Origin of the sequence: Paenibacillus sambharensis (assembly GCF_003233845.1) — a bacterium.
Taxonomy (GTDB): Bacteria; Bacillota; Bacilli; order Paenibacillales; family Paenibacillaceae; genus Paenibacillus_I; species Paenibacillus_I sambharensis.
The window spans coordinates 293,882-306,009 of record NZ_QKRB01000043.1; the positions used below are offsets into that span (position 1 = coordinate 293,882).

8 protein-coding genes and 1 rRNA gene are annotated in these 12,128 nt (G+C 51.2%); all 9 read left to right on the top strand.

Going from position 1 to position 12,128, the window contains the following annotated elements; genetic code table 11:
* Positions 1 to 7 precede the first annotated feature (7 nt).
* A complete protein-coding gene (locus DNH61_RS11280; protein WP_181438660.1) occupies positions 8 to 5,044 on the top strand; it encodes a non-ribosomal peptide synthetase in 5,037 nt (1,678 codons plus the stop codon).
* 127 nt (positions 5,045 to 5,171) lie between these two features.
* Positions 5,172 to 6,047 (top strand): carbon-nitrogen hydrolase family protein, encoded by an 876-nt coding sequence (locus DNH61_RS11285; RefSeq protein WP_111146749.1) that lies wholly within the window; start codon positions 5,172 to 5,174, stop codon positions 6,045 to 6,047.
* The gene (locus tag DNH61_RS26330; RefSeq protein ID WP_181438661.1) at positions 6,034 to 6,210 is read left to right on the top strand and encodes a hypothetical protein; all 177 of its coding nucleotides are present in this window, start codon (positions 6,034 to 6,036) and stop codon (positions 6,208 to 6,210) included. Before DNH61_RS11285 ends, DNH61_RS26330 begins: the two co-directional genes overlap by 14 nt.
* Positions 6,211 to 6,228: 18 nt before the next feature.
* Positions 6,229 to 6,804 carry a thioesterase II family protein gene (locus tag DNH61_RS11290; RefSeq protein WP_111146750.1) on the top strand — a complete coding sequence of 192 codons (576 nt, stop codon included), beginning with the start codon at positions 6,229 to 6,231 and terminating at the stop codon, positions 6,802 to 6,804.
* Positions 6,801 to 7,982, top strand: coding sequence for an MFS transporter (locus DNH61_RS11295; protein ID WP_111146751.1), 1,182 nt, complete (start codon positions 6,801 to 6,803; stop codon positions 7,980 to 7,982). Before DNH61_RS11290 ends, DNH61_RS11295 begins: the two co-directional genes overlap by 4 nt.
* 32 nt (positions 7,983 to 8,014) lie before the next feature.
* Positions 8,015 to 9,274: an MFS transporter gene (locus DNH61_RS11300; RefSeq protein WP_111146752.1), complete on the top strand. Its 1,260-nt coding sequence runs from the start codon at positions 8,015 to 8,017 to the stop codon at positions 9,272 to 9,274.
* A 166-nt stretch (positions 9,275 to 9,440) separates the two neighbouring features.
* Positions 9,441 to 10,856, top strand: a complete 1,416-nt coding sequence (locus tag DNH61_RS11305) for an MDR family MFS transporter (RefSeq protein ID WP_111146753.1) — start codon at positions 9,441 to 9,443, stop codon at positions 10,854 to 10,856.
* A gap of 31 nt (positions 10,857 to 10,887) precedes the next feature.
* Positions 10,888 to 11,367, top strand: coding sequence for a GAF domain-containing protein (locus DNH61_RS11310; RefSeq protein ID WP_111146754.1), 480 nt, complete (start codon positions 10,888 to 10,890; stop codon positions 11,365 to 11,367).
* 432 nt (positions 11,368 to 11,799) lie between these two features.
* A 16S ribosomal RNA gene (locus tag DNH61_RS11315) occupies positions 11,800 to 12,128 on the top strand; the annotation flags it as partial.

The following is a 12,128-nucleotide window of genomic DNA, read 5'->3' on the forward strand; positions in this document are numbered from 1 at the left end:
TATGATGATGAAACGCAAAAAGACGATTGGCCAAAAAAAGATGCTGGCTGCTGCCATGCCTGAGTCAGCTAAGTTCTGGTCTAAGGAATTGGAACAGGCAATTCCATCTACGTATCCCTCAGATTTCACCCGTACTGCCGAGAAGGCCAGCAACCAGGTTTATTTTTCCTCACCCGTTCGGATCTCTTCAGCCACGCTCCAGCAGCTGGCAGAGCTCTGTGGTGCGGACGAGAAGGATTACTCCGGGCTTATGGCGGCTTCCGTTATGGCCGTACTGTACATCACGTACAATGGGGTTGCTGAAGACTTCATGACCGGCTGCTCCGTATCATCGGCTGAAGAGGACATCCAGGTGCCGCTGCGTATCCAGGTTGGGGAAGGCAGCACCTTCGAGTCATTATTCCGCCGCATTCAGGATTACTCGAGCAGAATGCAGGAGCACAAGAAATATCCCGTTGAGCTGCTGGTGCCTCATCAGCATATCGATATCAGCATTATCCACGCAGCAGCTGGTTTGGAGACCGTCCCCGCAAGAGAGTCGATTCTTGGATTTGATTTCATTGAAGAACAGGACAGCGGCGATTATATGCTGACGGTTACAGGAGATTCGGCACGCTATCTTGAGGATACGGTGCGGAGCCTTGCTAACCGGATTCATTGGCTTCTTGAACAGAGTGCCAGCAAACCCCAGACTCCACTGCTTGAGATTGATTTATTCTCACAGCATGACCGTGATATCATCCATCATCTGAATGCAACGGATCAGGCTTTTTCCGATATGGCTTCGTTAACCGACCTGTTCGACCGCACGTTTGAAGCGTATGCAGCTGAGACAGCGATCGTTAGCAGAGAACGTCAAGTTACGTTCGCAGAGCTGGACGAGCTGTCAGGGCAGGTGGCTGGCTTTATTAGCGGAGTAGGCGATCCGGATAATCCCGTAGTCGGAATTCTTGCCCACCGCTCCATAGATTTTATGGTTGGTGTCCTTGGCATCCTGCGTGCCGGAAAGGCGTACCTTCCACTGGATCCCAAGGCTCCCTTGGAGCGGAACAGTCGGATTTTGAGCCAGAGCGGAGCCCAAATTGTACTGTGTTCCGAGTTGTACAGGAGTCAGGTTCCAGGCAGCGTCACGAGCTATGCGCTTGAAGCGATTCAAAGTAATGCCGCTGCAGACATCTTACCGGAAATCCCTCCGCTTTCGCTTGCTTATGTTATTTTCACCTCAGGATCGACAGGGCTGCCGAAGGGCGTATGTGTGAACCACAGAAGTGCGGTCAACCGGATCGAGTGGATGCAGCGGTCTTTCCCGCTGGGGCAGGATGATGTCATTCTTCATAAAACGCCAGCCACCTTTGACGTCTCGGTCTGGGAGATGTTCTGGTGGCTCATCGCCGGCTGCAGGGTAGCGCTGCTGCCTCCGAATGAAGAAGCCAACCCCGAGACGATCATCGAGGTCATTGAGCGGAATTCTGTAACCACGATGCACTTCGTGCCATCCATGCTTAACGCGTTCCTTGATTATGTGGAAAGCACGGGCAGTGCAGCAAGGCTGAAATCGCTCCGCCGGGTATTTTGCAGCGGTGAAGCATTAAGCCCGAACCATGTACAGAAGTTTTATGCCTTATTCGGCAGCGTGAAGCTGGTAAACCTGTACGGACCGACGGAAGCAACGGTTGATGTCAGCTGTCATATTGCAGAGTCAGGTGACAATCCGGTGCCGATCGGCAAGCCGATTGATAACATCCGGCTCTACATTGTGGATGCCTTGCATAATCAGCGCCCTGTGGGGATGGTTGGCGAGCTGTGCATAGCCGGTGTAGGAGTATCAGACGGATATATTAATGATGCTTCCCGCACAGCCGAGCGCTTCCTGTCGATTCCTTCCCTCGGGGAGGATAACGTTTATATGACAGGCGACCTGGCCAGGCTTAGGCACGACCAGACGATCGAGTATCTGGGACGAAATGACAGACAGGTCAAGGTCCGCGGATTCCGGATTGAACTAGGGGAAATTGAGACAGCGCTCACGAGCCGCGATTATATCCATGATGCGATTGTCCTTGGTAACGAAGAGTCTGACGGTATTCTGCATCTGTATGCATATGTCATTCTGGCGGACAGCACCGTATCCAACCAGACGATCGTATCAGACTTGTCCAAGCTTGTGCCGAAGTACATGATTCCCGATAAGGTAATCGCCGTTGAATCTATGCCGCTCACGCCTAACGGCAAGGTGGACAAGGCTGCGCTGCTGGCTCTTCGTCTGGAGCGTGAGGACCAGGTGAAAGTTCTGCCTTCCACTGCGGATGAAGTGACAATGGCCCAAATTTGGGAAAGCGTGCTGGGAATCAGTGAAGTAGGGGTGACAGATAACTTCTTCGCCCTGGGCGGCAACTCCATTAATTTCGTCTCTGTACTGGCTTTGGCGAATGAGAAGGGGATGAACATCACCTTCCAGCAGCTGTTCAAGCATCCGACCATCCGGGATTTGCTGAACAGCTCTAATGACACGAACAGCGAAGAAGAACTGCTGCATGAGATATCCAGCTTCGCGCTGATATCCGAGCATGACAGGAGCAGAATTCCGGACGGAATAGAGGATGCCTACCCGATGTCCATGCTGCAGGCGGGCCTGGTATATCAAAGCATTATTATGCAGGGGGATAATAACTATCACGATATTGTCTCTTACCTGATTAAAGGCGAAATGAACATCGACATTTTCCGGGAGGCAGTAAGCCGTCTCGTTATGGAGCAGCCGATATTCCGGACGAGCTATAACCTGCGGGACTTCTCGGAATATATGCAGCTGGTTCACAGCAGCCCGGAGCGGCTGCCGCTGAATGTCCATGATCTGCGCGGGCTGAAGACTGACCAGGAACAGGATCAATGGTACGAGGAGTGGTTCTGGAAGGAACAGCATCGTCCGTTCGAGTGGGAATCCCCTGGCCTGGTGCAGCTGCACATTCATATTTTACGAGATGACTTGTACAGGTACAGCATCAGCCAGCATAACTCTGCGCTCGACGGCTGGAGCATGAATAAAGTTCATACTTATTTGTTCCAGACGTATTTCAGCCTGATGAACGGCTTAAGCGAAAGCAGGGTGACAATCAGCAGCAATGACCATAACCGCAATTTCATCTATCTGGAGCAGCAGTCCATTAAATCGGAGACGCATCGCAAGTTCTGGGCTGACCTGCTGGACCAAGCGCCGGACGGTGTAATTCCGCGTTCAAGGCCAACCAAGCAGAACCATGGCAATGAGGTCGTCTTCTATGATGTTGAGCTGCCGGAAGGACTGTCTGGAAAGCTTGTTCACCTGGCTAATGAACTCATGGTTCCGGTCAAGGATATTCTCCTGGCATCCCATGTGAAGTTTCTGTCCATGCTGACTTCTCGTGATGATGTGTTTATGGGGTATGAAATCGGCGGACGTCCTGAACGTTTGGGGGCGGAGGATGCGCTTGGCGTCTTCCTCAATACAATGCCGTTCCGCGTGGTCTTGAACGATCAAGATTCATGGCGCCAATTTATCCGTTCTGTCTATGATGTGGAAGCAGCCGTGCTGCCGTACAGGCGGTATCCGATGGCCAAGGTCAAGCAGGACATGGGGAACATGGGAATTCTGTTTGAGACTGTCTTTAACTTCACCCATTTCTATTCCCTGAAAGAGATACGTGATCTTCCCGGCTTCGATCTGGTTGATGTCAGAGCGGCAGCGATCACAGAGTTTCCGCTTCGTATCGAATACTCAAGGCATTTCTACACGGATGAGATTGAATTGAGCCTGCATTACCATACCGCTGAGTTTGATGAGGAAGACATGCATAGTTTCGGCCGTGTGTTTATTCATATTCTTGAGTCGATGGTTCAACATACGGATGACCGGCACAATGAGATGGTCACTGGCGAGGATTTGGGGCGGTTTACCATCTATCTAAGCAGTGCGCCGGCAGAACAGCCGCAGGACAATGCCCTTGAAGCTGTCCGTGCAGACCGTATAGAGCAGGGTGAATACCTGGAGGCGGTCAACCGGGTGAAGACCATTTGGTCCAGTGTCTTGGGCAAACCGGAAGCGGCACTGGCTGTGAACGATGACTTCTTCCTGATTGGCGGCAGCTCGCTCTCTGCTATGAAGGTGTCCATGCTGCTCGAGAAGCAGTTATCCCTGAAGACCATTATGCAAAAATCTATCCTGCATGAGCTGGCTGTGGAGCTTATGGGCAGCCGTGTGAAGCCGGCCGAAGAGACCAAGCTGCTGCAGTGTCTCAGCAAGTCCTCTGCCTCTGCGCTTAGTATCATATTCATGCCTTATGCGGGCGGAAACGCGCTGAACTTCATGCCGGTCGCCAGAGCCTTCGAGGCTCTTGACAGGGACGTCTCGGTGTATGCAGTGGAACTGCCGGGGCATGATCCGAATTCAGACTCGAGCCTGATGGATTTCTCAAGTCTGGCTAAGCAGCTCGCGGATGAGATCGACGCCAAGATGGGGAATACCCCGTATGTCATCTGGGGCCACTGCGTCGGTACTGCTCTTGCATTCGAGGTCACACGGCAGCTGGAAGAACGGTCCCGCGCTCCCAAGCGTCTGTTCCTCGCGGCTAAAGTAATGGCACAGCCAGGCGAAATCCTGAAAACGATAGAGAATGCGAAACGGCTGGTCTTCGCCGATATTGCCAAGTTCCATGCCGAATGGACCGGAACCAGTGAATTGTCCACGCTTGGCGAAGAGTATGAGCTTCATCTGGCCAAGTCCTTCAGTCATGATTCGGTCGAGTCGAATCAATATCTGCACTCCCTTTGGCATAAAGTGGGAGATATCACATTGCAGACACCGTCAATTGTCGTAGTCTCTAAGGATGATCCTGCGACGACGGGCTATGCGGAAGAGTGGTCTAGGTGGTCGAACTGGATCCGAGACTTGCAGCTTAAGGTATTTGAAGCAGGAGGGCATTATTTCATTCGTACGATTCAGTCAGAGCTTGCCAGCTATATTTTGACAGAAACAGAAGACAAGGTGGAGACCATTCCATCTCGTTAATTCGCAGTAGAGAAGCCGCTGCCTCCCCGTTCACCCGTCCCTGCCCACATACAGGAACAAGCCGTTTCTCGAGGAGGCCGCGGCTGACTAATTAATCGTAAGGCTCATCATAGGAGGAGAACACATAATGGTACATGTTGAGGACGAGTTTTATCCCAAGCAGGCTCTGCGGGTAGCTGTGGCACAGGCGGCTTCGCTTTCCGGGGATATCGGAGCGAACGTGGAGCGGGCAATACCCATGATAGAATTTGCGGCACAGCAGAAGGCGGATATCGTCGTATTTCCGGAGAAATTCCTGACAGGCTATGTACCGGAGATTATTATCTCTGATCCTGACCGGTATGCTGTAGTCCCGAATGACCCAAGACTTGAGCCGGTCCGCAATGTTTGTAAGCAGCATGGGATATGTGCAATCATTGGGACCCCAACCCGGCTGGACGGCAGCCTGTATATTTCTTCTATTGTCATCGGCCAGTCCGGAACTGAAGCAGTTACCTATCACAAAACACACCTGTTCCACAGCGAGAAAGAGATTTTCAAGAGTGATAATAAGCGGAACATCTTGGCTGTCAAGGACTGGAACATTGGGCTTGGTATCTGCTATGACGCCGGATTTCCCGAGCATTCCCGGACCTTGGCGCAAGCGGGCTGTCATGTCTATATGGTCAGTTCCCTCTTCAGCAAAGGGGTCGGCTACCTGGAATCGAGAATATGGTTCCCGGCCAGAGCGCTGGACAATACAATTTACACCGTTATGGTCAACCATGCAGGCAAAACAGGGGTATGGGATGCATGCGGCAGCAGCGGCGTATGGGACCCCTTCGGTCAGCTGGTAGCTGAAGCATCGGAAGGTGAGCCGGAGGTTATCATTGCTGAATTGGACCCTGCGAGGCTCCGGGAAGCCAGGGAGGCTGAACGCATGCTTGCTGACTCCATGGGATTACAGCAGCCTGCAGCCGATGAAGTAGTCACGGTCAGGATGGGCTGGAATGAGCGCGGTTGAAGGCACCAGATGGGTGCGCAGATTCGGTGAACCGGAACAGAAGCAGGGCCGTGTCATTTTCCTGCCTCATGCCGGTGGTTCTGCCAGTTATTATCGGGAGGTATGTACGCTGCTGACGGCAGACCAGATCGAATGTATAGCCATTCAGTATCCTGGACGGTAGGACCGCTTCGGCGAAGACATGGTATGCAGTATTGAAGGCTATGCGGACAAAATAACCGAGGTTGTTGCGGGATTGGATCCAACGCCGACGATTTTGTTCGGGCACAGCATGGGAGCATTAATCGGCTATAGTATGCTGTCCAGATATCCAACAGAGATCGGCTGCATTCATAGGTTTATGGCCTCCGCCCATCATCCGCCGGGAAGCAGCGTTTCTGGTCCAGATGACGGCCCGGAGCCGGATGAACAATATGTTGCGTATCTACGGCGCTTAGGCGGGTTTGATGAGCGGCTGCTCTCTGACCCAGCTGTCCTGGAGGTCATCCTGCCGGCGGTCAGAAACGATCTGGTGGCCGTATCGAGATTTTGGAATAAGGATAAGGCCAAAGTACAGGTTCCTATCGTAGCCATTACAGGTATGGAGGATCCGACGACTGATAGCGACACCGTTACCGGTTGGGCAGAGCTGACGAGCAGCGAGTTTCACTTGGTGCAGGTACCCGGGGGGCATTTCTACTTCTCCAATGAACCGGAAAGGCTTACCTCGGTGATCATGTACACATTAATGAAAGCGGGAGGCTCGCAAACAACATGAGTAATCTCCAGAGAAATTCGAAGCTGTTGCTGTACGGCCAGGCATTATCTTTCATGGGAGACTATTGTGTCCTGCCCGCACTTCTAATCTTATCGACCTATTACCAAGATTATTGGGTAACTTCGGGTGTCATTATTGTAAGAAGCATTCCGATGATTCTACAGCCATTTCTGGGCGTGTGGGTAGACAGATTCAGCCGGGTCAAAATCATGCTCTGGACAGATATTATCAGAGGTTTCATCTTCTTAAGCGTGACATTGCTGCCGAGTGGTGAATACCCTTCGTTCTTCCTGCTGCTGTTACTGCTTTCCTACGGAAGCGGGGTCTTCTTCAATCCGGCCCGTCTGGCTGTTATGTCTTCATTAGGAGACGACATCAAGAGAGTGAATACGCTGTTTGCCAAAGCAACAACATTATGTGTTATTGCAGGGGCGCTGATCGGAGCGGGCTTCCTGGCTGTCGGTTCCGTAAAGTCAGCGGTAGCCTTTAATGCCTTAACCTATTTTGTATCTGCTATTTTCATCGGCCGGATGAACATTCAATCGGAAGCGTCGTTGAAGATCAGAAAGGCCAAGATGGTGGAATCCTTTTTGCAGGGCATGAAGGAGATCGGCCGAAATCCTTTTGTGTTAAATGCTGTTCTGACTATGATGGCCATGTCCCTTGTCTGTGGAGTAGTGTATAGTTACTTTCCAATCGTAAGCCAATCGATCGGTGAAGGCGAGATTGGCAATTTCATTCTGACTGTCACAATTGGTCTCGGCGGTTTCCTGGGTGCTCTGTTGGTCAACAGGTGGGGCTTCAACAGTGACAGGGGTCTCGTCTACTTCATTGTTCTAAGTCTGACCTCTCTAAGCGTATTCATGTATTCATCGAGCTTCAGTATTGCTTTTATTGCAGCTGTGGGTTTGTTTGTTGCGCTGGAGTATGGCGAAGTTCTTGCCAAGGTGAAGGTACAGGAGAACTCGGGCAACGAGATCCAGGGAAGGATTTTTGCCGTTTCGGAGGCTCTTATCGGGCTGGCTATATCAGTTGGATCTACACTCGTCAACTTCGCCAGCACCCTTGTCATCTTGAGCTTGCTGATCATCAGCATGCTGGGGCTGTTTGTACATACCAAACTCGTGAACAAGCTGTATGTAACCACATCGAATGAGCAATCCTCAACTATTCTTTAACGATTGCCGGAATAAGGGCGGGGGGATAATTTGTGAGTGAACTATCCGGTTCAGGCAGATGGGAGCTGTTTCGTCACCGGCCCTATCTGCTCTATTTTGTAGGGCATATCATCTCCATGCTGGGGACAGGCATGCAGTTCATTGCTACCAGCTGGCTTGCAATGGAGATAACCGGCAGCAATGCTTCAGTGGCTTATGTGCTGATTTTCACTTCACTGCCGGGCATACTGCTGTCTCCTGTTATCGGGGTGTATGTTGACCGGTTTGACCGAAAATGGATAGCGGTTCTGATGGATATTTTCCGGGCGTCCGTGCTCGTCATTATTCCTTTTCTATGGTGGGAGGGACTGCTCCAGCCCTGGCATCTGTATACGGCTACGTTCCTTGTCGCTCTGGGCGATGAGATTTACACGCCGGCTGCGATGTCGCTAATCCGGGAGGTTCTGGCACCCAAGCTGCTGCTGTATGCGAATTCCACCAATGCGATTGCCATGCAGGCAGGGGCACTGCTGGGTGCAGGGCTTGGAGGCGTGATTATCAGCCTGTCCTCCGCTGTCATGGTCATGATTATCAATGCGGTCAGCTTCCTGATTTCTGCTGTTTGTCTCGTGTTTATTCGAAAGGGAATCGTTCGCCCGTCAGAGACGAACCAATCATCCAAAGGCGGCTTTCAGAGCTTCTGGACAGATATTAAGCTTGGCTTGACCTATATACGTGGGCGCCACAATATTATGATCTTCTATGCCATGATATTCTTCATTCGCATGTCGCTGTATACGATCAATGTACTGCTTGGCCCTTTTGCCAAAGACACGCTCAAGGTAGGCTCGGTTGGTTTTGGTTATATTGATGCCTGCTTTGCCCTGGGAGCGGTAGCTGGCAACCTGATTCTGCCTTCGATAACCCGGGCCAGGGGGAATAATTTTGTGATGGTGCTCGGCATGGCAGGCACGGCCCTGTCCATCTTCCTGTTCGGTTTCAGCGGAGGGCTGGGAGCTGCTATGCTCTTCTATTTCTTAATAGGGGCGTTCTTCCAGGTCGGTATTCTATATTATACCCGCGCTCAGGAAGAGACCGAGCTGTCCTATCAAGGCCGGGTCCATTCAACCTTTAATACCTTCTTCTCCCTTATGTCTTTAGGTATCTATCTCGGGATGGCCTACTTGATGGAAGCTATGTCTCTGCGCTATCTGTATGTATTTCAGGGCATTGTCGTAGCTTTTGCCGCCCTTCTGGCTTACCGCGCCCTCTATATGAGGCCGAAGGTGGTTGCGCAGGATGTGTCCAATTAGGGCGTTGACTCGAAAGTGAATGAACTGTACACCTTAGCCTGTGGGCAGTATTATTGCCGGCAGGCTTTTTCTGTGCGGAACTCTCCTTGATACTTTGGTACAGAAATCATATAGTATTGTAGTTGGCTGACATATCGGCCCATGTTAGCGGATAAGGAGATGAGTGATGGACGCCGTCCAACGAAAAATAACTGTGGCGCTGCTGATTTCCACGTTTCTGGCTGCCATTGAAGTGACCATCATCAGCACCGCGATGCCGCAGATTGCATCCAGCCTTGGAGGCCTGGAGCACATGAGCTGGGTGTTTGCCGCGTATTTGCTGACAACCGCAGTATCGACGCCGATCTGGGGCAAGCTGGCTGATTTGGTTGGCAGAAGGAACATATACATAACAGGAGTCATTATCTTTCTTGCTGGCTCTCTGCTTTGCGGCTTTGCCAACTCAATGGCAATGCTCATTGTTTTCCGGGCGGTACAGGGGATTGGCGCAGGTGCGATTAACCCGGTAACCTTCACAATTATAGCGGATGCTTTTAATTTCGAGCAGCGCGCCAGGGTACAGGGGCTTGTGAGCTCAATGTGGGGAATTGCCGGCATTTTTGGTCCGCTCGTTGGCGGTTTTTTCGTTGACTATCTGACCTGGCACTGGGTGTTCTTCATTAACATTCCCTTTGGCCTCATTTCCATGTGGATGATCGGCCGGCACTTTAAGGAGACACTGGAGAAGCGCAAGCGGAAGATCGATTATGGCGGAGCGTTGACTTTTACCGTCGGCATGACGGCTCTGCTGTACGCGCTGCTTTCATTTAGCCAAGAAGAGGGAGAAGGTATTGCGGTCAGCGAGGGGCTGCTGGTTGGCCTGTTCGCAACGGCCGTCGTATTCTTGGGGCTGTTTTTGGTCATTCAGTTTAAGCACCAAGAGCCGATGATGCCGCTCCGGCTGTTTAGAATTAGAGATGTGGCAGTTGCGAATGCGGCCAGCTTCCTGACCAGCTCTATCCTTATAGGATTAACAGCTTACCTTCCGCTATGGACACAAAAAGTCCTGGGTATGGGCGCAACAGCATCCGGGTTAACACTAATTCCGCTCTGTGTCGGCTGGCCGCTGGGCGCTATGATGTGTGCTCCGCTTATAGCGAGATTGGGAACCAAGGGAGTTGCGATCCTTGGGGCGTCATTCATAGCGGGGGGTTCGCTGGCTTTAACCTCAATCTCTACGGCAACTCCAGCATGGCTGCTGGTGTCTATCATTGCGGTGATTGGACTGGGCTTCGGCACGGCTTGGACGGTCTATACTGTGGTAATTCAATCCTCAGTGCCGGTTAACATGCGCGGGGTGGCGGGGTCTTCAAACACGCTGCTCAGAACATTGGGACAGACAATTGGTATAGCGGTCCTGGGTGCTGTTATGAATATGATTGTGGTCTCCGGCGGGGGACATGAGGGAGAATCACTGGCGGCTGGTCTTCATGCTGTGTTTGCCATATCTGCGGGGATCGGTGCGGCCAGTCTTCTGGTCACGTTGTGGATACCAAAGCGCCAAAAGGAGTATTATCAACAGAGAGGGCAGCAAGGAAATTAAATAGCAATGGTCTAGTGAAGGGGTGGAGGAAATGTTTAATACACAGTTATATACAGGCAGTAAGGAAAAGGACTATCCGCTGGTAATCAGCCAGCTGCAGGCGCTGCTTGACGGGGAAACGAACCGGATCGCCAACTTATCCAATGCTTCGGCACTGCTGAATCAATACCTGGATGAAGTGAACTGGGTGGGTTTTTATTTGCTGGAAAAGGACGAGCTCGTGCTTGGGCCGTTCCAGGGGCTGCCGGCCTGCGTGCGGATTCCGCTTGGCAGAGGGGTTTGCGGGACAGCTGCTCAGAACCAGAAAACCGAACTCGTACCGGATGTTCATCTGTTTCCGGGACATATCGCATGTGATGCTGCCTCGCAATCGGAGATAGTAGTTCCTATTATGAAGGACGGTCAGCTTCTCGGGGTATTGGATATCGACAGTCCGATTAAGAATCGATTTAATGAACAAGACCAATTATACCTGGAGCAGTTCGTAGAAATGCTTGTTCGTTTTTTGTAGTCCTAAAAGTACTTATAGTATCGTTTAATAGAGGCCCGGCGTTGAAAAACGCAGGGCTTCTTTTGCTAATTGAATTATTTTAAAAAAAATGAACAAATACATAAAGTCCCTCTTGAAATTCGATTTCAAAAAGGGTATTCTATATCTCGGCCCCAAAAAACATAACAATGTTGGACGGGCTGAGAGCTGATAAAAAGCTCTCGCAATGTGTTTTGAAATTAACTTCGAAAAAAAAGTTAAAAAAACACTTGCAAAGTGTTAGAAAAGTATGATATATTCTAATTCCGGCCGAGAGAAACGGCAGGGAAGAGCAAGGACAAGCAAGACGGAATAATTGTTCTTTGAAAACTGAACAACGAGCGAACTGCCCTGTCATTTCATAATGGGATGATGGATAAGCAATACAGAATGAGCAAGTCAACTTTCATTACTTTAATGGAGAGTTTGATCCTGGCTCAGGACGAACGCTGGCGGCGTGCCTAATACATGCAAGTCGAGCGGATCTTTAAAGGTGCTTGCACCTTTAAAGATTAGCGGCGGACGGGTGAGTAACACGTAGGCAACCTGCCTGTAAGACTGGGATAACATCCGGAAACGGATGCTAATACCGGATACGCGATTTCCTCGCATGGGGAAACCGGGAAAGACGGCGCAAGCTGTCACTTACAGATGGGCCTGCGGCGCATTAGCTAGTTGGTGGGGTAACGGCCTACCAAGGCGACGATGCGTAGCCGACCTGAGAGGGTGATCGGCCACACTGG

Coding starts and splice junctions, on each gene's coding strand:
- DNH61_RS11280 (WP_181438660.1), top strand. CDS start 8: ATGAAACGCAAAAAGACGATTGGCCAAAAAAAGATGCTGGCTGCTGCC.
- DNH61_RS11285 (WP_111146749.1), top strand. CDS start 5,172: ATGGTACATGTTGAGGACGAGTTTTATCCCAAGCAGGCTCTGCGGGTA.
- DNH61_RS26330 (WP_181438661.1), top strand. CDS start 6,034: ATGAGCGCGGTTGAAGGCACCAGATGGGTGCGCAGATTCGGTGAACCG.
- DNH61_RS11290 (WP_111146750.1), top strand. CDS start 6,229: ATGGTATGCAGTATTGAAGGCTATGCGGACAAAATAACCGAGGTTGTT.
- DNH61_RS11295 (WP_111146751.1), top strand. CDS start 6,801: ATGAGTAATCTCCAGAGAAATTCGAAGCTGTTGCTGTACGGCCAGGCA.
- DNH61_RS11305 (WP_111146753.1), top strand. CDS start 9,441: ATGGACGCCGTCCAACGAAAAATAACTGTGGCGCTGCTGATTTCCACG.
- DNH61_RS11310 (WP_111146754.1), top strand. CDS start 10,888: ATGTTTAATACACAGTTATATACAGGCAGTAAGGAAAAGGACTATCCG.